The sequence below is a fragment of the Flavobacterium sp. GCM10023249 genome (assembly GCF_042653365.1).
Taxonomy (GTDB): Bacteria; Bacteroidota; Bacteroidia; order Flavobacteriales; family Flavobacteriaceae; genus Flavobacterium.
This window is the reverse complement of sequence record NZ_JBHSHZ010000002.1, coordinates 77,715-101,350: the sequence shown is the minus strand read 5'-3', so window position 1 is coordinate 101,350 and position 23,636 is coordinate 77,715. Positions and strand designations below refer to the sequence as shown.

The 23,636-nt window shown below is 36.6% G+C and carries 13 protein-coding genes; 8 read left to right on the top strand and 5 right to left on the bottom strand.

Going from position 1 to position 23,636, the window contains the following annotated elements:
• The first annotated feature begins 95 nt into the window (after window positions 1-95).
• From ACFO7M_RS00485 to pafA, 6 genes are all read left to right on the top strand, one after another.
• On the top strand, window positions 96-809 hold the full coding sequence (locus ACFO7M_RS00485) for a toxin-antitoxin system YwqK family antitoxin (protein WP_379733420.1): 714 nt from the start codon (window positions 96-98) through the stop codon (window positions 807-809).
• Between the two features lie 191 nt (window positions 810-1,000).
• A complete protein-coding gene (mnmA, locus tag ACFO7M_RS00480; RefSeq protein ID WP_379733417.1) occupies window positions 1,001-2,188 on the top strand; it encodes a tRNA 2-thiouridine(34) synthase MnmA in 1,188 nt (395 codons plus the stop codon).
• A gap of 57 nt (window positions 2,189-2,245) precedes the next feature.
• Window positions 2,246-3,859 (top strand): S8 family serine peptidase, encoded by a 1,614-nt coding sequence (locus ACFO7M_RS00475; RefSeq protein WP_379715200.1) that lies wholly within the window; start codon window positions 2,246-2,248, stop codon window positions 3,857-3,859.
• Window positions 3,860-3,862: 3 nt separating this feature from the next.
• Window positions 3,863-4,801 carry an NAD(P)H-dependent flavin oxidoreductase gene (locus ACFO7M_RS00470; protein WP_379733414.1) on the top strand — a complete coding sequence of 313 codons (939 nt, stop codon included), beginning with the start codon at window positions 3,863-3,865 and terminating at the stop codon, window positions 4,799-4,801.
• A 7-nt stretch (window positions 4,802-4,808) separates the two neighbouring features.
• Window positions 4,809-5,213: a hypothetical protein gene (locus ACFO7M_RS00465; protein ID WP_379733411.1), complete on the top strand. Its 405-nt coding sequence runs from the start codon at window positions 4,809-4,811 to the stop codon at window positions 5,211-5,213.
• Window positions 5,213-6,853, top strand: a complete 1,641-nt coding sequence (pafA, locus tag ACFO7M_RS00460; RefSeq protein ID WP_379718966.1) for an alkaline phosphatase PafA — start codon at window positions 5,213-5,215, stop codon at window positions 6,851-6,853. Before ACFO7M_RS00465 ends, pafA begins: the two co-directional genes overlap by 1 nt.
• A gap of 44 nt (window positions 6,854-6,897) precedes the next feature.
• On the opposite strand, the gene ACFO7M_RS00455 is transcribed toward pafA, so the two are convergent.
• The 4 genes from ACFO7M_RS00455 to ACFO7M_RS00440 form a co-directional block, all read right to left on the bottom strand.
• Window positions 6,898-11,019: a T9SS type A sorting domain-containing protein gene (locus ACFO7M_RS00455; RefSeq protein WP_379733408.1), complete on the bottom strand. Its 4,122-nt coding sequence runs from the start codon at window positions 11,017-11,019 to the stop codon at window positions 6,898-6,900.
• A 54-nt stretch (window positions 11,020-11,073) separates the two neighbouring features.
• Window positions 11,074-18,426 carry a T9SS type B sorting domain-containing protein gene (locus tag ACFO7M_RS00450; RefSeq protein ID WP_379733405.1) on the bottom strand — a complete coding sequence of 2,451 codons (7,353 nt, stop codon included), beginning with the start codon at window positions 18,424-18,426 and terminating at the stop codon, window positions 11,074-11,076.
• A 232-nt stretch (window positions 18,427-18,658) separates the two neighbouring features.
• Window positions 18,659-19,864, bottom strand: a complete 1,206-nt coding sequence (gene lysA / locus ACFO7M_RS00445) for a diaminopimelate decarboxylase (protein WP_379733402.1) — start codon at window positions 19,862-19,864, stop codon at window positions 18,659-18,661.
• A 98-nt stretch (window positions 19,865-19,962) separates the two neighbouring features.
• Entirely contained in the window at window positions 19,963-20,367 is a 405-nt protein-coding gene (locus tag ACFO7M_RS00440; RefSeq protein WP_379733399.1) for a hypothetical protein, read from the bottom strand.
• Window positions 20,368-20,536: 169 nt separating this feature from the next.
• Between ACFO7M_RS00440 and sucC the strand changes: the two genes are divergently transcribed.
• Both sucC and ACFO7M_RS00430 read left to right on the top strand, forming a co-directional pair.
• On the top strand, window positions 20,537-21,730 hold the full coding sequence (gene sucC, locus ACFO7M_RS00435; protein WP_379715186.1) for an ADP-forming succinate--CoA ligase subunit beta: 1,194 nt from the start codon (window positions 20,537-20,539) through the stop codon (window positions 21,728-21,730).
• Window positions 21,731-22,048: 318 nt separating this feature from the next.
• Window positions 22,049-22,384 carry a hypothetical protein gene (locus tag ACFO7M_RS00430; protein ID WP_379715184.1) on the top strand — a complete coding sequence of 112 codons (336 nt, stop codon included), beginning with the start codon at window positions 22,049-22,051 and terminating at the stop codon, window positions 22,382-22,384.
• 57 nt (window positions 22,385-22,441) lie between these two features.
• Here the strand turns inward: ACFO7M_RS00430 and nhaA are convergent, their stop codons facing one another.
• On the bottom strand, window positions 22,442-23,584 hold the full coding sequence (gene nhaA / locus ACFO7M_RS00425; RefSeq protein ID WP_379733396.1) for a Na+/H+ antiporter NhaA: 1,143 nt from the start codon (window positions 23,582-23,584) through the stop codon (window positions 22,442-22,444).
• Window positions 23,585-23,636 lie beyond the last annotated feature (52 nt).

Below are 23,636 nucleotides of genomic sequence, written 5' to 3'. Positions count from 1 at the left end.
TCAATAGTTTGTTAATGAACTGTTATTTGTTGTTTTAAATGGTAACTTTGGCAAAAAAATTGAGTGGAATTTAGATAAATAAGTAGAGATATAAAATGAAAGTAAGAAAAGCGATAATAGTATTATCTATTTTAGTATTGCCATTATTCGGAAATGCGCAGGATAAATTGAATCAATTGGATGCCAAAGGGGAAAGACACGGTGCTTGGAAAGGCTATTATGAGGATTCCAAATTACCACGTTACGAAGGGAATTTTATTCATGGAAAAGAAAGCGGACTTTTTACCTATTATGCTAACAGCGATAAAAAAATTGTAATGGCAACCCGAAATTTTGATGGGAAAGGAAATGCGTATACCATCTTTTTTGATGAAAAAAATCTGAAAGTTTCTGAAGGAAATGTGATGAATAAATTACGTCACGGACTTTGGAAGTACTATCATAAAGGACTAACAACGGTGATGACCACCGAAAATTATCTAAATGATAAATTAGAAGGAATTCGTAAAGTCTATTATACTAATGGAGTTTTAGGTGAAGAGATACCGTATAAGAATAATTTGAAAGAAGGTGTTGGAAAAAAATACAATAAAGAAGGTAAGCTTATCGAAGAAACCCACTTTATTGCCGGACAAATGCAAGGAAGTTATAAAGTATATGATGAATTCGGTAATATGGTAATTTCCGGTAACTTTAAAGACGATAAGAAAAAAGGAATATGGAAGTATTATCAAGGCGGTAAATTAGTCCGTCAAATGAATGCGGATACGATTAATGGTTATAAAAAACCCAGTTTGATGAAAAAATAGTTAGAATATATGGATGTTTCTTTTTGAAACTTTTCATTAGTACTTTATCATGAAACCTAAAAAGGAGTTAATGAAAGTATAATTCTTTTAAACTTTTGTTAAAAGCCACCCAAACGAGGTGGCTTTTATAATTGTAGTTAAATTGTAACAATAAATATTTTTAACTTTGCAGTCATTAAAAAATAATTTTCATGAAACGAGTTGTTGTAGGTTTATCGGGAGGGGTTGATTCAAGTGTTGCTGCTTATTTGTTGAAGGAGCAGGGCTATGAAGTTATAGGCCTTTTTATGAAAAACTGGCACGATGATTCTGTTACAATTTCGAATGAATGTCCGTGGTTAGAGGATAGTAACGACGCTTTGTTAGTCGCTCAAAAATTAGGAATTCCTTTTCAAACGATAGATTTGAGTGAACAATACAAAGAAAAAATCGTAGACTACATGTTTAGTGAATACGAAAAAGGACGTACACCTAATCCAGATGTACTGTGTAATCGCGAGATTAAGTTTGATGTATTCATGAAGATAGCACTTTCTCTTGGAGCCGATTATGTTGCTACAGGGCATTACTGCCGTAAAGGAGAAATTGAAGTGGATGGAAAACCAATGTATCAGTTACTTGCTGGGGTTGATGGTAATAAAGATCAATCGTATTTCTTGTGTCAATTATCGCAAGAACAGTTAAGTAAAGCTCTTTTCCCAATAGGGGAATTGACCAAGCCACAAGTTCGTGAAATTGCAGCAAAAATGGAATTGATTACTGCCGAAAAGAAAGATTCTCAAGGACTTTGTTTTATCGGTAAAGTGCGTTTACCTGAATTTTTGCAACAACAATTGCAACCTAAAGATGGTTTAATTTATGAAGTAGCAGCCGATAATCAATTGTACCATCAACAACCCGTTAATTTTGATTCAATTGAAGAAAAATTGAAATATGAGGCTTCCAATATTCAATATACACCGGAATCTGCTAAACAAGTAGGAAAACATCAAGGAGCTCATTATTATACTATTGGACAACGAAAAGGATTGAATGTTGGAGGTACAAAAGAACCTTTATTTATTATAGCAACAGATATTGAAACCAATGCAATCTATACAGGGCAAGGCCATCATCATCCCGGATTGTTCAAAAAAGCATTGTTTGTAGCCAAAGACGAAGTGCATTGGATTCGTCCTGACTTAGCTTTGAAATCAGGAGAAACTTTGCAGGTAAAAGCTCGAATCCGTTACCGCCAGGAATTACAGGCTGCAACACTATATCAGTTCGATTATGGAATGTATGTAGAATTTGAACAGCCTCAATCGGCAATTACTGAAGGACAATTTGTGTCTTGGCATTTGGGAGAAGAACTTATTGGGTCTGGCGTAATTTCTTAAAAACATTATATTTATAAAATCGCATTGTTTATCTTTGGTTTACCAAAGAATTCAATTATGAAACAAACAATACTATTTTTACTGTTAGCCTGTGGTTCGGTTTTCGGACAAACAGAAGATGCATGGATTTATTTTGCTGATAAACCGAATGCGTCCACTTTTTTTAGTAACCCTTTATCGGCATTAACACAAAGATCTCTCGACAGAAGAACTACACAAGGTATAGCCTTAGATGTAAAAGACGCACCTTTGCATCAACCCTATGTTGATCAAATCACCAATACAGCCGGAATAACGGTTTTAGCTAAATCAAAATGGCTGAATATGTTGCATGTTCAAGGGACACAAGCAACAATTGCTTCATTGGGTAACCTTAGTTTTGTGACTCGAATTCAATATGCCAATCATTCATTAAATCCTGGAGGTCGTATGGCTAAAAAAGAGGTTAGGTCGGCAAGAACAAACAAATGGATGGATACCCAAGAGAATTTTACATACGGAAATTCAGCAACACAAGTGCAAATGCTAAATTGTCATATTTTACATCAACAAAGTCATACGGGTGAAGGTAAAATTGTGGCCATTATGGATGCCGGTTTTCCTGCAGTGAATACAGCTTTACCTTTTAAACGACTTCGTGACAACGGATTAATTTTGGGTGGATATGATTTTGTAAATAATTCGACTAACTTTTATACGGGTAATTCACACGGAACCAATGTTTTGTCGACTATGGGTGGTTTTGCTACTAATCTAGTAGGTACAGCGCCAGATGCACAATATTATCTATTCATTACCGAAAATGCGGCTACTGAAACGCCATTGGAAGAAACCAATTGGATTGAAGCAGCTGAAGAAGCAGACCGATTAGGAGTTGATGTAATCAATACTTCTTTGGGGTATTTTGATTATGATAACTCTAATTATAGTTATAGTTATTCGCACATGAACGGAACCGTATCAGTGATGGCTCGTGCTGTTGATGTAGCTTTCAGTAGAGGTATGATTTGTGTAACTTCTGCAGGGAACTCAGGAGGAAGTGCTGAACCACATATCGCGACTCCAGCAGACGCGGCATTAAATGTAACCGTAGGTTCGGTAACATCAGGTGAATTGAAATCAGGGTTTAGTTCTATCGGGCCTTCTGCTGATGGCCGATTTAAACCTGACTTGATGGCTATGGGTACGGCTGCAGTGGTATCCAATACTGCAGGAACTATCACAACTAGTAATGGTACTTCGTTTTCATCGCCTATTTTGGCAGGAGCTATTACTTCATTCTGGTCTGCATTCCCTACCAAAAAGAATACTGAAATTGTTCAGTTGGTTCGAAGCTCTGCCGATCGATATGCCGCTCCTAATAATAATTTCGGTTATGGAATTCCTGATTTTCAAGCAGCATTGAATACTGCATTGTCTTCGGATGAATTTGAATCAAGAAAAATTAAAATATATCCAAATCCAATAAAAGATCTGGTAACAATTGAACTTAATGAGGAATTTTTAGGCACGCAAATTGTAATCTATAATGCGTTCGGACAAAAAGTTAAAGAACAAGAGATTGTTACTAAAGAGCAAAAGATTGCGATGAATACTTTTCAACCCGGAATTTATTTTTACACAATTTTGAAAAACGGATCAAGTATTTCCGGAAAATTAATCAAACAATAATTAATGAATAAAATCACTCGACTTTTTAATATTAAATATCCAATTGTTCAAGGTGGAATGATCTGGAATAGTGGTTATAAATTGGCCAGTGCAGTAAGTAACGCAGGTGGATTAGGTCTTATCGGAGCTGGTTCTATGTATCCTGAAGTACTCCGTGAACACATTCAGAAATGCAAAAAAGCAACCGATAAACCGTTTGGTGTTAATGTTCCAATGCTGTACCCAAATATTGAGGAAATCATGCAGATTTTGGTTGAGGAAGAAGTTAAAATTGTATTCACATCAGCGGGAAATCCAAAGACTTGGACCGCTTTTTTGAAAGAACATGGCATTACCGTTGTTCACGTGGTAAGTAGCTCAAAGTTTGCTTTAAAAGCGCAAGAAGCCGGTGTTGATGCTGTTGTTGCTGAAGGATTTGAAGCCGGCGGACATAACGGTAGGGAGGAAACAACGACACTTACTTTGATACCTATGGTAAAAGAAAAAATTACAATCCCATTAATTGCTGCAGGAGGAATTGCCACAGGTAGAGGAATGTTAGCGGCTATGGTTTTAGGTGCTGATGGTGTGCAAATGGGAAGTCGTTTTGCTGCAACAACCGAAAGTTCTGCACATGACGATTTTAAGAAAACGATTATAGACTTGGAAGAAGGCGGTACACAGTTGACTTTGAAAGAACTAGCTCCTGTTCGATTAATTAAAAATAAATTCTATAACGACGTTCAGGAATTGTATGCTAAATGTCCAACTACCGATGAATTGAAAACACTTTTAGGAAGAGCACGTGCAAAACGAGGGATGTTTGAAGGTGATTTGGTTGAAGGTGAATTGGAAATTGGTCAAATCGCAGGTTTAATTCACGATATAAAGCCTGTCGCTCAAGTAGTAGAGGAAGTAATAGCCGAATTTGAACTGGCTAAAAAAGAAGTGTCAACGTTTTAAATTATATATGAAATCCTATCTTAAAATAATTATAGTTTTCCTGTTTTTAGGAACCGTAGCACAAGCGCAAGTTTACCGATTTGAAGTTTCTGCAGTGAGTTTGTCAGTGAAAGAAAAAGGGAAATGGAGTGCATTTACTCCTTTTAAAGAAGCCAAAATAATAGCCAATCTGAATACCAAAAAGAATTATATTGCGGTATATTCGGATATTGAACAATATTTAAAAATTCAAAAATACTACGACAAAAAAGTCGAAAACGGTAAAGAAATTGTAGGGTTTGATTGCGTAGATCAATATGGTGAGCCCTGTTATGTGGAAATCCAAACCCGAAAAAAAGAGAATATGAGTCAGTTGTATATCAACTATAGCGATAGAATAATGGTGTATAACATGAAATATGTGAAAAAATGATGAGAAAGTTAACGTTAGTAATGTCGCTGTTAGCCGTAGGTTATGCTTCAGCACAAAAATCGACTAAGAAAGAAACTGCCGAACCGCAAAAACCGAAATTGGTTATTGGTATTGTAGTCGATCAAATGAAAATGGAATATCTATATCGTTTTGCAGACGATTTTTCTGAAAATGGATTCAAGCTGTTAATGAAGGATGGGTATACCTTCCATAATATGCATTATAACTATATGCCTACTTACACAGCCCCTGGTCACGCATCGGTATATACAGGAACAACTCCTGCGATTCACGGAATTGTTGGTAACGAATGGTACCATCGTACTTTAGGGAAAGATGTGTATTGTACAGATGATGATGCTGTAAAAACAATTGGAAACGGTGTGGAATCTGAAGGGAAAATGTCTCCTAAAAATCTTCAAGCTAGCACTATTACCGATGAATTGCGTTTAGCTACAAATTTTAAAGGAAAAGTTATTGGTATGAGCCTTAAAGACCGTGGAGCAATTTTACCTGCGGGCCATTTTGCAAATTGGGCATTTTGGTACAGTAAAACAGGTTCTTTTATTTCTAGTACATTTTACGGCGAAAATCTTCCAAGTTGGGTAAACGAGTTCAACAACGAGAAAAATTATGAAAAATACGCTGCAGAAGGTTGGAATTTATTCAAACCTAAAGAAGTGTATAATGAAAGTTTGCCTGACGATAACCCATACGAAGGGAAATTGTATAAAAAAGCACCTTTTTTTCCGTATAACATGAAGGAAATGATGGATGCTAATGATCCTGGAGTTCTAAGAGCGAGCCCATATGGGAATAATTTATTGGCAGATTTTGCGAAAAGAGCCATCGTTAAAGAAGACTTAGGAAAGGATGATATAACTGATTTCCTTACAGTTAGTTTTTCTTCTACAGATTATATTGGTCATAACTTCGGACCTCGTTCTATCGAATTACAAGATACGTATTTGCGTTTGGATCAAACCATTGCCGAATTTCTACAGTATTTGGATACTACAGTTGGTAAAGGAAATTATTTGATTTTCTTAACCGCTGATCATGCTGGTGCTGAAAATGTTACACATTTGAAAGACAATAAATATCAAGTGGAAAGTATCAGTGAAAAGAATGTGGAACAATCGATTGCTGAATTTTCGAAAACCTATTTTGGTGATGATTTGCTATTGAATTATTCCAATTATAATGTGTTCATCAATAAAACAAAAGTTAAAGAAAAAGGCTTGGAATTGATTCGTGTTAAGCAAGCGTTCAAAGAGTTTTTGATGTCACAAAAGCACATAAAACGTGTGTATACTGAAGAAGAAATTTTAGCGTCTTCAGGTGCCGATTATTATTTGGAATTTATGGCGAAAGGTTTTGATGCTACTCAAAACGGAGATTTGATTGTTTTGGACAAGCCTGGATATATTGAATATTACGGAACTGGAACTTCACACGGAACTCCATATTCGTATGATACACATGTTCCTTGTTTATTCTATGGATGGAATATCAAAAAAGGTGAAAGTCACGATAAAAAAGAAATTACACAAATTGCTCCAACGTTAGCGCAAAAGCTAAAAATTACATTTCCTAACGGTACTGAAGCCAAGGTAATGACAGAAGTATTAGTGAAATAAAAAAAAGGTCTCAATTTGAGACCTTTTTTCTTTTAATACATTGATTAACGTTGATAAATGAGTTTCAACGTTTTTATAAAAGTGGCAGTTTTCAATTGTATTAAGTACAAACCATTGCTTGTTCCTTGCGGCATTTCAAACATGATATTGGCTTGTCCAGGAATACGATTTATGTTTTGACCTCCAACGTGTTTTCCATTGGTGTCAAAGATATTCACTTCTATTGCACGACCATCCCAATTTGCAGGAGTGTTGATGCTTCCTGTAGTCGTGTGCAATGGATTTGGAACTAAACGTAATCCATTCAAAAAGGCATCAGGATTATCATTGGAAAGTGCTGCTCTGTTGACTTCGATGACTTTACTGTATTGCTCATTGTCATCCAAGTTGATTAAACGCAATCTATAATACACTACTGTTTCGTTAGTATCGTCCAAATAGTTATAAGTGATAGGATTGAAACTTGTGCCTTGTCCCAGTTGTTCATTAATAGGAAGGAAGTTTATATTGTCTGTACTTTTCTCCAATATGAATTTTTTTGAACGGTATTCTTGGTAAGTATTCCAATGTAAAGTTATTGGACCAGTCTGCTCATAGGTTGCATAAAAATCAGTTACTAAAGTTTCCTTCAAAGTCAGATCTTCTTCTACGGTATATTCGGCTTTAGCTGTAAGTGCACCCAAAGTTGCGGTAATAAAACTTTGACCTGGAAGTTCTCCTTTTACACTGGTGAAATCGGGTCTGGAAATACGGTTGTTTTCAAGGGTGTAAACCACACCTGAAAGATCGTTGATTTTTCTTTCCACACCATCGCTATATGTAGCTAAAAGGCGATATTCATGACTACCTTTCTCTAAAACGGTTACTTTTGTGTCGGCAAATCGTATGCTTTGTGGTGTTACACCACCCGGTAAGCTTATAGTCGGTAAAACATTGTGTTCTGTTACTAACTTACCTTCATTGAAACCGTAAGCGTTGATTTTTAATTGACCCAACGACTCAGATGGAATTGTAAAAGTAAATTCATTACGTAGCGCCAATCCTGTAGATTTGGTTAGTACAGCTACATTTTCACTATCGTTTGGATATTCTAATGTAATGATCATTTTATCCAAATCTTCTTGATAGACTTTAAAAGTTACTGTACTTCCTGATGTTAGCGGCGCGGAAAAAGAATTTGGATCAATAACAATTTTACCAGGTGTCACAGTTCTTTGCGAAGGTCTGTTTGGAAGTCCAGCAAAACCAGGGAAAAGATTGTATGTCAAAGCTGGAGGAGCAATTCCTCCGGTTGTAAATCGGTTGTTGTTGTGTTTCAGTTTTAAATAACTATATACGGATTCTTTTACGGCAAGGTTAACCGTAACTCCAGAAGAATTGGCAATGCCTCCGGTATCGATATGAGCAATGTTTTCACCTGTAAAAGGACTTACATAAGGCTCATTCAATCCGGTTCTCATACTTGAGTTGGGAACAATGGCATCATTGGTTTCTCCATTGTATAAGTATCTTACAAAGTCGCTCGCTCCTTGAACTCCATCATCCATCAGGAATTTAACGGCTTCATACACGTATAATGGCCAGAACAAACGTTTCGGTAAAATTTTCGGAACACTATTGTCCTCATTTCTACATAGTAAAATATCATCCAACTGACAAGGGTCGAAATTGGTTGCTACGGCATGAATTGGAATTCCAACTAATTTTTGAACATTTTGAGGCTGATTAAGCGTTTCAATGAATCGAGTTTCGCTATTGTAAGATCCAGATAGTACATCGTTTACAACCATTAAATTTTTAGCGCCCCAATTGTTTACTCGATCCAGTTGAGGAACTGCAGCTAAACTCATTAGATTACCAATTGTTTTTGGTGTTGTTGATTGAAACTCGATAGGATTCAAATTGTCGATATTGGTGAAATCGAAATTCGAGTTGAAAGTAGGGTAAAGTATACCAGGAATTACAACACGCTTATCCATAACAGCATTGGCAGCTTGTGATCCTGCATGTGGTGTATTCAGCGTTACAAATGCGTTGATGTTCTTTTTAAACTTGAAACGCGGTGAAATTTCCTCAATATAAGCTCTTGTATAAAGACCGCCTCGGCTATGAACAATAACATTCACTTTACCAGCCGATACTTTTGCACCTAAAGCTTTTCTAATCAAATTGTCGATGTAAGTCGGAATAATATTGGCATCACGCTCAAATGGATTTTCAGCATCAGCTCCATTCAAACGCCAAGCTTTTAATGTTTCATAATCCGTATAGCCTTTAGATTTGAAATGATCTTCAAACCCTTGCATTGATGCTATGTTTGACCAAACTCCATGCCCAAATAATACCGGAGGTAAACAGAATTTAGCTGGATGTCTGAAAATCAAGTCGTCTGTTTCCTGTGGTGTTCTTTTAAAAACGAAAATGTCATATTCAGTATAATGTTTTCCACTCACAAAATCTTGAAAGTCAATGTAAGTTGGATGTTTGTAAATGAAATCAACATATTTCAAATCTTGTAATTGTACATTGTTTCCGTAATCGCTCAATGGTTTCAATGTAAATTGACCATAACGAGCAATATATTCAGGGCTATTTCTATCTCCAGGTAGAGGATCGGAAGTGTTTTTTCTGAATTCAATGCGGTATGCACTGTTAGGTGCGTAGAAACCACCTGGGTCATTGGTTTTTAATCGTAATACTGTAGAAGTAGTGCCATCAACAGCGAAGGAAGGAATGTCTTCACTTAGCGGTACATAAGACAAACTGGTTTTCTTCAAATTGGCAAAAACCTCATAGTTTTCTTTCCCTTCATGAGTTTCTTTGTTTGGGAAATCCTTATCGACAACATGATATGCCATGATATCTCCATAAGGTAAATAGGCACGCATGATTCCGGATGTAGTGGCAATCCAAGAAAAATATTGTTTTTGTGGACTTTCAATCGAACCGGCTATAATATCATTGGATACCATATCAGGATCATGTACACTTCTTCCTAGTGGCGAAGTGTAAGGGTCTTTGGTGTATAAAGTATACGAGTACGGACTGTCAACGTATCCTGAGCCATCATATACAATTAATCCTTTGTTGGTTCCCATATACACTCTTCCGAACGAATCACCCCAAATGGCCGCTCTGTTGAAACGTGTCCCGGGAGGAATAATTGATGGATTGGTAATGTTGTACCAAATGCCATTTTTTAATACAGAGAAGCCATTTCCAGCTATCGTTGTGGTAGCCCAAACCCCTTTGTTGTTGTTAGCATACACACCATGAAAATTGCCACCCAAACTGAATCGGGCACTTTGAACAGTATGAAATCCAACATATTGTCCTCCAGTTGTATATTGCAATAGGCGGGAAGGAAGGTAATTTTCTACATTGTATTCTTTGTATGGAAAAACACTCACCCAAACATAACCTCTATCTGCGGAAATAGCATTACAGGTTCTGGATTGTGCAGTTTGTGATGGAGTAGGATTGTAAGTATAATCAGGATAAGGTAAACCCATATCCGGATTGGATGAAATAACGTCTTGCCAAGTACCTACCGAATTGAATTTTCCGGCATAGTCATCAGCAACTCTATAAGAAAAAGTACCTGGAGTCAAAATATACGATGAACTTGGTGGTCCAGTAACTGTAAGATCATGGTAACGATGCGCAATCCAAACTTTGTTGTTTGGGTCAACTGCAATTTGCTGTGCATTCAAAGTACCGATACCATCTCGTTCCATAAAGGTAAAACCTCTGGCATCTCTATCTGGTGATAAATGTTGTACTTCGTTTGTTGTAGCATTGATTCTTTCAACTCCTCCCGATGTGTTGGAAGTATTGGTGCCTCCATGACCAACCCAGATATTTCCGGATTTATCGGCTGCCAAAGTTTGAATACGTAAAGAATTAACAACTGGTGCAGTACCTAAAGAGGTTAATTGGAATGTATTGACAATGGTGTCACTTTGATCCAATTTGAATAATCCCGCTCTGTCAGTCCCTGCCCAAACAGCTTTGTTCTGATCTACTGCAATTGAAGTAAAATTAGTTCCTGACTGATACGTTTTGAACCTAGGAGGCTCAGTAGCCTGTGCCAGAGAAACCCCATATCCCAGCAAAGTGATCAGAAACAACAGATACTGCTTCATTTTGATTTGAATAGTTTTCATTTGTTTTGAGTTAAATTAGTAATTGTTTATATAATTGATTTGTGGTATTTTCTTTTAACGTTTCATAGCAAAATGGGCTTTGAATTCCTTTTTCTGGCCGTTTTCAGTATATTCAACTGTAAACCAATAATCGTCGGAAGGCATTGGTTTTCCATTATAGGTTCCATTCCAGCCTTCTCCTTCCGGATACAATTCTTTTAACAGTTTCCCGTATCGGTCAAAAATGTAAATCTTGGCATCAGGTTGTGCAAACACTCCTTTAATATGCCACTGATCATTATGACTGTCACCGTTAGGAGTGAAAAATTTAGCATATTTCAATACGATAACTTCAACGGTAGTGGAATCACAACCATTCATATCCAACACAGTAACAGTATGTGTACCGGCACTTACATTTTCAAAAAACGGATTTTCTTGTGGAGCGAAATTATCCAATTGGTATTGGTAATTACCTATTCCTGATGTACTCACTACGATATTTACGATGTCATTGAAAGAATATTCGGTTCTGGCTTTCGCTATAGCTGGTTCAGATCGAATAACCGTAGCCATTGCCGGTTTAGAGATGCATCCTGTAAGTGTGTTTGTTGCTATAACAAAATAATTCCCAGGCTGTGTTACTTCTAATGTTGCGCTAGTCTGGTTTGCAATTGGATTCGGATTCGTTTCATAAAACCATTCAAAGGTATGATTCGCATTGCTCAAATGAGCATCAAGGGTATACGATTGAAGTAGGGTTCCTGTAATCTGATCGAAACAAATAGTGCCATCATCCGGAGTTGGTTCTGGAAGCCTATTGACTCTAAGATCGAAATTCATAGATGTCCAACATTTATTCACACTTGCTTCATTAACCACTCGAACATAAATGGTCTGTGGGTTGCTGGTATTGACAAATTGAGTATTAGTAGTGATTGGTGTGTTATTATTGAAATCACTTTGAGATGCATAGTAGGTCACTGAATAATTAGGAACAGCTTGATTAGAGCCTAAAATGGCATTAGTATAGCGTGTTAAATCAAATGTTGTAAAGCCATCATTATTTTCATCGATATCGCAAGATACTGTTTCGACAGCTGAAGGTTGGTATGCCATTGTCAAAGGTTCTGCAATTAAATTCAACGGAGCTGTAATGGTACAGCCGGTAGTTAAATTTTTGACACTAGCCCAAATGGTTCTGGTGGTAGTGTGATAAATGAAATACAGCGCATTGGTGCCTGCTTTTGCTTCCTGTTCTGTCAGGTGATAACTCACGGTAAATGAGTTTGGACTCTGACCAGCTAAAGCTTCATTGTCTTTGGTGCTTAAATCAAACGTTGCTACAGTCGAATTCGAATTTATACAACTGTAATAATTACTTAGAGTTCCAATTAATGGTAATGGATTGATGCGTAGCTTTTGTTCCACAACAGCCGCACAGTTTGTTAATGGAGAAGTTGGACCTGCAGTTATACGTATCCAAATACTGTTGTCACTACTTTCAAAAGCGGTAAAATTGAGAATCGGATTCAAATTATTTTGTGCATCAGTAGCTGAAGTATGATAACTCAAAACATATTGTAAATTACCATTGGTGATGTAGTTTTTATAACGTTCCAAATTAAAAAACTCTTTTCCATCTCCCGGATTGGTGTCATCACACTGAAACAGTACCGGAGGATTATAATTTACTACGGGATAAGGAACAACTTCTAATGCTTGTTCAATGATGATAGCACATTGTGTTAAAGTGGTCGGTGTATTGGTAGTTACACGTATCCAAATACTTGTAGTGGTACTTGAAAAACTGTTGGGATTATTGATTGGATTGGTCCCATTTTGTGCTTCACTATTGGTATGGTGATAAGTTATTACATAGCTGGAATTTCCATTGCGGATATAATTTTCATTTTGAGTCAGATCAAAAATTTCAGTCATATTACTAGCATTGTTACTATCACAAAGTTGTAACAATGGTGGAGTTAGATTCGGTGTAGGCATTGGAATCACCTTCAGTTGCTGTTCGATAATTACACTACATGATGTTAAAGCACTTACCGGACTCGTAACTACTCTTACCCAAACACTAGAATTACCACTATTAAATGCCGTAGTATTGCTAATCGGATTTAAAGCGTTTTGCGCATCGGCTAAACTAGTGTGATACGTAATTACATATGAGGTATTACCATTTCGAATGTAATTTTCGTTGGAGGTAATATTGAAAGATTCTTGTAAATCGCCGGTATTTGTTGTATCACAAAGCTCAATAGCCGGAGGATTAGTATTCGGATCGGGATAAGACACAATAGTAATCGTAACCGAAGTCACCGAGTAGCAGCCTTGTGCATTCTCAAATCGAATCCAATAGGTTTGTGTTGCTACTGTTTGGGTATAATTTGTGGAAGAAATTATTCCTATAGTGCTTCCTGTTTCAGCTTCTTGTTGTGTTAAATACGCTTTTATGGTAAAATTCGTCGCATTTGCATTGAGTTGGCCGAAATAGGAGTTTAAATTGATGATTTCACTGTTATTTCGGTTAAAATCACAAATGTTAGCAACATAGGGAGTCAATACAATCGGAGGTGGAACAATATAGTTCAACTGCTTGATGATGGGACAACCGGTGGCCAAATTGATGATTTTGACAAAAATAGGTGTACTAAAATTGGTGAAGATATAAGCAGTCGGATTCACAATGGCATTCGATCCAGAGTTCGCATCTGCCAATGAAGTGTAAAATTCTAAGCCTAATGTGTTTGATGGATACGTCGATAAAATGCTATACACCGTGGCTTCCAGATTTACGGTTTCATTTCCATTCGCATTATTGTCGCAAATAGTAATACTAGGAGGAAAAATGTATTCCTGATAGAAAGGTTTTAAAGTAATTGTACCCCAAGAATCACAATTGGTTGCTGGAGCAGACAAACGAACATAAATCAGATTCGGATTCGGTGATAGATTCTGATAGGTTGTCGGATTTGTTATTGGATTCGTGTTCGATTGTAAATCGCTACTATTTCTATAATAGGTAAAAGTCACTCCAACCTGAGTCGTAAACTGTGAATTCGCTTCTGTTAAATCGAAAATTTCTACGCCATCATTATTTGAATCGCAACGAATGATATCCACATTATTAATTTGAGTCACTACTTCAGGCTTGTGTTCTAATGTTACGCCTTTAACTTTGCTACAATTATTGATGTTGGTTCCTTTTACATAAATGATTTTTGGGAACTGACTGAGTAAAAGGGTATAGTTGGCAATGTTAGTTATTGGATTGATGCCAGCTAAGGCATCGGCTTCCGAATTATAATAACCAAACACAAATGGGGATGGATCTTCTACTACAGTTCCGTTCAAGTTGGTAAGATTGATACTGTAGATTCCGTCAAGATTATCATCACAAACATCGTAAACACTATTTACGAATTTTGGTAAATTATAAATTTGAAGTTCCAATGTTTTAACAGTGAAACATTGTGTAATCGGATCCAAGAAACGAACATAAACATACGATGTTTGACTCGCCGTAACACCATAATTGGTAGTATTGGTAATAGGATTTGTACCTGCTGTTGCCTGTGCAAAAGTGCTGTGGAAACTGATGTTGTAATTGGCCGGATTAACAATCATACCTTGACCACTTACTCTTGGAATCGAATTCTCTAAATTGAATTCTCCTTGTAATTGATTGGTAGTCGAAATGTCACAACTAAACTGAATAGCATCAAATGCTTCTATAATCGGTCTTCTCTCGAATGTAATAGTTGTAATGGAAAAGCATCCTGAAGTATTAGTTACTCTAACATATACCGGTGGGGACTGATTACTTACGTTAAAAGAAGGAACGGTATAATTGAATGTTGTGAAATTCGAGAAAGCATTCAAATTCTGTAAAGCATCGGATTGGGATGCATAATAGTTAAATGTTATTCCCGGAAGACTAGCCGTGATGGCATTCTGATACGCATTCAAATTGACGACTTCAGTATTGTTTCCCAGATTGTCACAAATGAGCGGTGTAATTGCATTGACTATTGGAGAGGAAATAAAATTGATTTGTACCGGAAGAATTGCAGAACAGCCCGTGTTGCTACCGCTTTGTATTCTGACGAAAACAGTTGTTCCATTAGTGATGGTGTAGTTTGACGGAATCTGTGGTGTTCCAGCAGTTGCATCAGCCAAACTGGCAAAATACTGGAAATTATAAAATAAATGGTTACTTGTAATTTGTGGATTGAAAATCGACATCGAATTTATAATTTCCTGATTGTCATTTTCAAAATCACATAAAGTAAGTGCATTGTTGGTTGTTAATGGTAATGATCGAATGTTAAAGTTGATGGGTACAATTCGTTCGCAACCAGTTACGCTGTTTTGTAGATGCAAATAAATCGTTCCATTGACTCCTAAGATATTGATATCATACACAAAGGTATCCCAATCAGGCAGTATTTCATAAATAGGGTCGTTCGTTTGAGCGGCCGTTAATGTGGTGTACAACCTTTTAATAATTGGCTCTGTTGGGATTTCATTTACAATTGAAGCGACTATGGCATTCAGATTTGAAATGGTTTCTTGGCCATTATTGTCTAAATCACATACTTCAATAGTTGCGATTGAATTCGTGTCAACCGAATTGAAAAAACCAAAGTTAATTTGTTGAATTGTGGGACAGGTTAAAGGTAATAGCGTCGGATCTTCTTCGATTCGGATCCAAATGGAAGAAGTTGCAGTAATCGGATAGTTCGTAGTAGTATTTGGAATTAAATTGGTTTCGTCAAAGGCCCCATTCGAAGTGGAATGAACTGTTACGATAGGATTGATAAATCCACCACTATTGTTACCCAATATCGCACTGATGTCAAAATTTTCTGTACCATCGGCACCAACATCACATACTTGTTCCAATGCTGGGGTCCTTACCGTAAAAGGGGTTAAATTAAAATTCAAAGTATAATCACTATCACAGCCATATGAACTTACTTTTACATACACTGTAGTAGTAGGTGCTACTACATTAATTGATGTAATTGGATTACTATTAGTGAGATAATCGGCCATTGATGCATAAGCTGTAACCGTCTCTCCTGCATTTTCGGCTTGAATTTGCGCCAAGTAAGGAATAGGAAGTAGATTTACATTCTCTGTGCCGTCATTGTATATATCGCAAATTTCAAAATCACGTACTTCATGCGTTTTGAATTTTAAAGGGACGATAATTCGTTTAATTCCCGGAATACCATTGTTGTCAATATAACGAACCCATACTTCAGAATAAGGCGCAACTGGTGTATACGCTGCAATTTGAGCAGGTGTTAGTGCAAATCCCGGATCTTGGGTTTGGGCTGCTAAAAGTGTAGTGTAGTAGCCTTGTGGGTTGGGTATTGGACTCACACCGCTGGCGGTCATCACATTGTTATAAACTGGGGTTAAGTCAAATGATGGGACAATATCTCCATTTTCCAAGCAGGCGCCAAAACCTCCAAAACCTCCGTTGCCGCCACCGCCACCGCCACCACCGTCACTACCGTCTGCTTCACAGAATGAGATATTGATGGGGGTGTAGTTCGGACAGAATCCAGGCGCGGTTGCTCCCGCATAAAGTGTTATATTGGTTAAAGGAGCTGGAATGTTGATGAGGTAATTCGCCGGATTGGAAATCGGATTAGATCCGCTTTGTGCATTGGCTAAGGTTGTATAATACAAAACGGTCAAATCTGATGGATTTGTTGGTCCTGTGGTTGAGGTAACAGTTAATGTTGTTAAGTCAAAAAACTCTTGTAAGTTGAAATCAGGATCGTTGATGCAGAAATCGGCAATAGGAGCTAGTACTAATCTTGGACGAATTCGGATTGTCAATCTGAAAATACTGTGACAGGCAGGATTCGCTGGATTAAAAGCTCTGACATACACATCGTAAAAACCGGGAGGTTGTGTCACATTGACTGTCGTAAATGGGTTTACATTTGCTACAGCATTGGCTAAATTTTGAAAATAGGTAAAGCCCATCCATGACTGATATCCTGTAATTTGGGTGGTAAGACTGGAAAGTAAAACACTTTCTGTGGCATCATTGTTGGTGTCGCACACATATAGCTCTTGATCGCCAATTTGCGGAGTATTATAAAGTTGTACTGTAATCGTACCAGTTGCATAACAACTTCCTTTGCTTTCTCGATAATAAAAAACTTGCGAAGTAGTTGTCATGTTATAGGCTTGCATCCCCGATAACGGATTGAGATTATTATCCGCTTCCACTTGTGAGGCATGAATGGTTTTTACAATACCCGTCTCTGGGATCAATAAACCTTCTATATCAACTGTTTCATTCGGAAACGGTGCTTCAGAATCGCAAAAGGAAGCCGTAATATTTGGAGCAACGGGATAATCCAAATCATAGTTGATTGCAATGGAATTCTGAATTTGTCTAGGTGTACAAGTGTTATAATTGACTATGGCGGTATAAAACGTATTGTTTTGAGGTGGTACTACTTGTATTGGGTTAGCATTACCCAAAAAAGTACCTCCAGCATTATACCAGCTTATCTGTGTGGCACTGGCACCAGAAGGATTAAATCGATACGATTCATCTGTAACGGACCATACTCCGGTGTTTCTTCCCGGAGGAGCAATTCCCATTGTACCATTGCTGTTATTAAGACCGATTAGTGAATTACCGTTTCCATTTGCACTAATATTTCCATTACAAGTAAGTGGTTTTTCTTTTACATTGATTTCTACAACATTAGTCGTTTCATATAAAATGATTTGAAAGGTAGAATTACGATCGTTAAAACCACTACAGTTAAAGTGATTAACTTCATTGAAATTGACGATGAATTTTCGAAATGGAGCTGTTCCAGTGGTTAGGTAACTCACTGAACCACAGAATTCTCCTGTAGCACATCCAAAACCAACTGGTGCTAAAATGTGATCCTGAAAACCTCCAAAAATTGCATTTCGAACCAATGAAGGATTGGGTGTCGTATTGGTGATAGATGAAAATGAACCTTCAGGAATACTACTATTATAACCGAATCGAACAATTCCATTGTCACCTACATTTACACTAGTATAGGTGTTGCCATAAAAACAGAATGGAAAGCCTATTTGTATTGAGTTGCTCCAAACGTCATCATTATTGAAAGGGATTGCTGTTCCATCCGTGTAAAGTCCGTAAGGATTGTAAGGTATAGTTTCAACAGTATAATCAGTTGTCGTTTTTAAATCAGGATACGTTGCGGTAAGTTCAATTCTTTTGGGTGGAATAAAATTATAGTTACAATCTATAGTGATAGTTCCAGTGTTACCGTTGTGATCGGATAGGATAACAGAGGGATCATTTTGCCCCATAAGTGTAGTGCTTAGCAACAAAAAAAATGTTGCCAAATGGAAGAGTTTTTTAGTTTTTTTCATTTGTTACTTTATTCAAGTAGCGCGAAATTAACTATTTTTAAACATAAGATTTTTCTTAACGAATTAAGTTTATATAAAAATCGATGAAAAGTATATTTTTACCGATGTATTACAGTTGATAAGTAAAAATGTAAGACTAATTGTCTGATTTATAATGAGATTTGAAAAAGAAATGGCTCTGAACTTTTAGTTGAAGTTAGAGCCATATCTTTATCTAATGATTATTGTGGTTTTAGAATTCAATCTCGACTTGATTTTTTAGCAAATCTTCGAAAGTTTCTCGTTGACGGATTAATTGTGCTTTACCATCTTTCCATAGAATTTCGGCAGGTTTGTAGCGTGAATTATAATTGGATGACATACTGAAGCAGTAGGCACCAGCATTTCTGAAACTTAAAATATCTCCTTCTTTGATTTCTGAAATTCTGCGGTTGGTTGCGAAGGTGTCTGTTTCACAAATATAACCTACAACCGAATAGAAGCGTTCTTTTCCTTTGGGATGTGAAATGTTTTCAATAAAGTGTTCCGAACCATAAAACATTGGACGGATTAGGTGGTTGAATCCAGTGTCAATTCCAGCAAATACAGTTGAAGTAGTTTGTTTTACCACATTAACTTTTGCCAAAAAGTAACCAGCCTCGCTTACCAAAAATTTACCGGGTTCAAAAGCCAATGTCAATTCACGACCGTATTCTTTTTCGAAAGCCAAAAAACGACGGGTTAATTTTTTGCCTAATTCTTCCACATTGGTTTCAATGTCTCCTTTTTTATAAGGTACTTTGAATCCGCTTCCGAAATCAATGAAATCCAGTTCTTTGAAATGTTTAGCTGTATCAAATAAAATTTCGGCAGCATATAAAAACACTTCAATATCCAAAATGTCAGAACCGGTATGCATGTGGATTCCGTTAATATGCATTCCTGTGTTGTCTACAATTCTCAAAATATGAGGCAATTGATGTATAGAAATTCCAAATTTGCTATCAATGTGACCCACCGAAATGTTCGAATTTCCTCCAGCCATTACATGCGGGTTGATGCGAATACAAACAGGCGTTTTTGGGTGTTTTGCGCCAAATTGTTCCAATATGGATAAGTTGTCAATATTGATTTGAACTCCTAAAGCGGCCACTTCTTCGATTTCATCCATAGATACGCCATTGGGAGTGTAAATGATATTGTGAGGTTCAAAACCTGCGTGTATACCTAGTTGTACTTCTTGAATGGATACGGTGTCTAATCCCGATCCTAATTGTTTAAAAAGTTTTAAAATGGATACATTCGATAAGGCTTTTACGGCATAGTTAATGCGTACTTTTTCTACCTTAGAAAATGCATTGGTTAATCGGTGATACTGTGAAGCAATTTTTTCGGCATCGTAAACGTAAATTGGTGAGCCGAATTCCTGTGCGATTTGTAATAACTGATTTGATTCCATTTCTTAATTTTTTTGCAAAATTAAAGGTACAAATTCTGAAACACAAATAAATACACAAAAAGTATAAAAATACAACAATTTGTTATATTTATAACAATTTATAGTTTTGCTAGTTCTAATACTACGCCATCGGTAGTGAGTTGATTGATATAGAGCTTGTTGTTATAGGTGTAGTAACATCCCAAATCCATCGCATCAATAGTTACTGTTTCGGTGCAATCGGCGGCTACCTCGGCCTGATGTAATGTATAGGTGTACTCTCCACTTTCCAAAACGTCATAGTCATATTCGGTGTCTGTATTGATCACCTTTACATTGGAATTAGTAAACGTCCATTTGATTTTTCCTATAGGGTAATTGTTTTCTATGCCGGCAATTGTTCCCGATACTTTTACTAAGGACCAGCTTCCTTTTAAAGAGTTATTGCTTTCATCATCGATGTCATCACACGAGTAAAAGAACAATGCTGAAAATAGTAATAGGTAAAACGGAAGTGTTTTCATAAGGAATGTTTTTTAGTTGTTTTAAACTATGGATGTTATAAATTGGTATTGGTTGCGCTTTTTGTATCGAATTATAGAAGATTGATGAAATAAATGTGTGGACTACTGCATTTATTGTTAAGGAATTTATTATTTTTGTGGCACTTTTAAATAAGTCAAAATCTTTATTATGAATTTACACGAGTATCAAGGAAAACAAATATTAGCTAGCTACGGAGTGCGCGTGCAACGTGGTTATGTAGCAAATAACGCTGAAGAAGCGGTTGCAAAAGCGAAACAACTTACAGCTGAAACAGGTACAGGTTGGCATGTAATTAAAGCTCAGATTCACGCTGGTGGACGTGGGAAAGGTGGAGGAGTTAAATTGGCTAAAAATTTAGACCAGGTTAAGGAAATCGCTGAACAAATCATCGGAATGGATTTGATTACACCTCAAACACCTCCAACAGGTAAAAGAGTACACAAAGTTTTGGTTGCTGAAGATGTATACTATCCTGGAGAAAGTGAAACTAAAGAATTTTACATGTCGGTTTTATTAAACCGTGGTAAAGGTCGTAATATGATTATGTATTCTACTGAAGGTGGAATGGATATCGAAGAAGTAGCGGAACACACACCACATTTAATCTTCACTGAAGAAATTGATCCTGCGGTAGGTTTACAAGGTTTTCAGGCAAGAAGAATTGCTTTCAACCTAGGTTTATCTGGGGAAGCTTTCAAAGAAATGGTGAAATTCGTTGCTGCTTTATACAATGCTTACATCGGTTCTGATTCTTCTATGTTTGAAATCAATCCAGTATTGAAAACTTCAGACAATAAAATCATGGCAGTTGATGCTAAAGTTTCTTTAGATGATAACGCTTTATTCCGTCATACAGATTTGGCTGAAATGCGTGATATCACTGAAGAGCGTCCAATTGAAGTAGAAGCTAAAGAAGCAGGATTAAACTATGTTGATCTTGACGGAACTGTAGGTTGTATGGTTAATGGTGCTGGTTTAGCAATGGCTACGATGGACTTAATTAAATATGCGGGTTACGAGCCGGCTAACTTCCTAGACGTTGGAGGAACTGCTGATGCTAAACGTGTTGAGACAGCTTTCCGTATTATCTTGAAAGATCCAAACGTGAAAGCAATCTTAATCAACATTTTTGGTGGTATCGTTCGTTGTGACCGTGTTGCTCAAGGTGTTGTTGATGCTTACAAAAACATGGGTGATGCAATTAAAGTGCCTATCATCGTTCGTTTACAGGGAACCAATGCTGAAATCGCAAAAGAATTAATCGATAATTCAGGTATGCCAATTTTATCTGCTGTTCAATTCCAAGAAGCAGCGGATCAAGTTAAAGCAGCGTTGTCGTAAATAAAAGAATATTTATTGAACAAAACCCAAGCGTAAGCTTGGGTTTTTTTGTTTTGTTTGAATCATCTGATTTGAATTATTCGCAATGTTATGCTAATGTTATGATGTGATTTTTGATATTTTATTATGTTTTAACAAAATTAGTAAGAATAATTGGCTTGTTTCTTTTTTGGTTTTGAAGTAGTGTCAATGTTTTACGTTCTGTCTTTTTTGATGTGTTTTGTAAGGTTATCTTTACTTTAAGTAATTGATTAGCAGTAGTTTTTTTTAGTTCTTCAAAGTAATTTTGCCTCGTAATCAAATAAAAAAAGACACACAATGAAAAAAGCAGTGAAATTTTCAATTTTAGTATTCTTAATGAGTACAAGTATGGTATTTGCTAATGGATTTTCTCCTGTAGAGGATTTTCCAAAAGCGATAAAGGAAATTACAGCCTATTTATATGAAGCAATTGGTGAAGATGGAATTGAAGGACAAAAATCAGTGAATGTGATTTTTACGGTGAATTCAGATAACGAAATAATTGTATTGGATGTGAGAACCTCCGATAAAGATTTTAAAGGGTATGTAAAAGCTATCTTGAACAATAAAGAATTGAGTACAGCAGATTTGATTCCGGGTAAGCAATATACGTTCAAAGTGGTTGTGAGATAATTGCAATCAATTCCATAAAAAAACTCCCGGTTATTAACCGGGAGTTTTTTTATGGAATTATGTATTTTCACTTTTCTTTAGTACTGCTTTTAAAGCGAGTAATCCAAAAATACCCGCTATTAGAGACGCGACAATGATATATAATTTTGCATTGTTAATGACTGCTGTATCAGTAAAAGCTAAAAGCGTAACAAAAATTGACATGGTAAAACCAATACCACCCAAAATTCCTACACCAAAAATGGAAGGCCATCTAAGTCCTTGGGTCAATCGCGCTAATTTTAATTGTACTGCAGTAAAAGAAAATAAAGTGATGCCCAACGGTTTTCCAATGACTAATCCAGCAATTATACCGTATGCATATAAGGGAAGTGTGTCTTGGTCGTTCAAATTAATGGCTATAGCGGTATTGGCTAAAGCAAAAATGGGAAGAATCAGAAAAGCTACAGGTTTGGTTAGTTTGTGCTCCAATTGATAGGAAATGGAGTTTTCTTCTCCATTCTGAAACGGAATGGCAAAGGCTAATAATACTCCTGTAATTGTAGCGTGAACACCAGAATTCAACATAAAATACCACATGGCGGCACCTAAAACAAGATAAAGCCATAATTGGTATACTTTTAGTCTGTTGAGAATTAGTAAAATACCAAAAATACCTAAAGCAATCGAAAGTGATAGGACGTTTAGGTCTTTGGAATAAAATAAGGCAATAACAATGATTGCTCCCAAATCATCAATAACGGCTAATGCGGTTAAGAAAACTTTTAAAACAATAGGGACTTTGTCTCCTAAAAGCGACAAAATACCTATGGCAAAAGCAATATCAGTAGCCATGGGTATTCCTATACCATTTTGATAGGGTGTATCATGACAGAATAGATAGTAGATGAATGCAGGTACCAACATTCCTCCCAAAGCGCCCATAACGGGTAACATGGCATTGCGTATATTGGATAACTCTCCGATATAGACTTCTCGTTCAAGTTCAAGTCCGATCAATAAAAAGAAAATGGTCATTAAACCATCGTTGATGATGTGTTCAACCGACATACTGCCTATTTTGGTATGCCAAAAATGAATGTAATTTTCACCAATTGAGGAATTGGCTAGAGTTATAGAAATAAGAGTAGAGATAAGGAGGATAACTCCTCCGGTTTTTTCGCTTTCAAAAAAAGAGGCAAATAATTTCGTGGCTTTCATTTTAATTTTTTAAGGAGAAAATATTGCCTAAATTTACAATAATATTGGCAAA

What these genes read in the sequence shown, in the direction of transcription:
- ACFO7M_RS00450 (WP_379733405.1), bottom strand. Translation starts at nt 18,426, where the DNA reads ATGAAAAAAACTAAAAAACTCTTCCATTTGGCAACATTTTTTTTGTTG.
- pafA (WP_379718966.1), top strand. Translation starts at nt 5,213, where the DNA reads ATGAGAAAGTTAACGTTAGTAATGTCGCTGTTAGCCGTAGGTTATGCT.
- ACFO7M_RS00475 (WP_379715200.1), top strand. Translation starts at nt 2,246, where the DNA reads ATGAAACAAACAATACTATTTTTACTGTTAGCCTGTGGTTCGGTTTTC.
- sucC (WP_379715186.1), top strand. Translation starts at nt 20,537, where the DNA reads ATGAATTTACACGAGTATCAAGGAAAACAAATATTAGCTAGCTACGGA.
- ACFO7M_RS00470 (WP_379733414.1), top strand. Translation starts at nt 3,863, where the DNA reads ATGAATAAAATCACTCGACTTTTTAATATTAAATATCCAATTGTTCAA.
- ACFO7M_RS00430 (WP_379715184.1), top strand. Translation starts at nt 22,049, where the DNA reads ATGAAAAAAGCAGTGAAATTTTCAATTTTAGTATTCTTAATGAGTACA.
- nhaA (WP_379733396.1), bottom strand. Translation starts at nt 23,584, where the DNA reads ATGAAAGCCACGAAATTATTTGCCTCTTTTTTTGAAAGCGAAAAAACC.
- ACFO7M_RS00465 (WP_379733411.1), top strand. Translation starts at nt 4,809, where the DNA reads ATGAAATCCTATCTTAAAATAATTATAGTTTTCCTGTTTTTAGGAACC.
- ACFO7M_RS00485 (WP_379733420.1), top strand. Translation starts at nt 96, where the DNA reads ATGAAAGTAAGAAAAGCGATAATAGTATTATCTATTTTAGTATTGCCA.
- lysA (WP_379733402.1), bottom strand. Translation starts at nt 19,864, where the DNA reads ATGGAATCAAATCAGTTATTACAAATCGCACAGGAATTCGGCTCACCA.
- ACFO7M_RS00440 (WP_379733399.1), bottom strand. Translation starts at nt 20,367, where the DNA reads ATGAAAACACTTCCGTTTTACCTATTACTATTTTCAGCATTGTTCTTT.
- ACFO7M_RS00455 (WP_379733408.1), bottom strand. Translation starts at nt 11,019, where the DNA reads ATGAAAACTATTCAAATCAAAATGAAGCAGTATCTGTTGTTTCTGATC.
- mnmA (WP_379733417.1), top strand. Translation starts at nt 1,001, where the DNA reads ATGAAACGAGTTGTTGTAGGTTTATCGGGAGGGGTTGATTCAAGTGTT.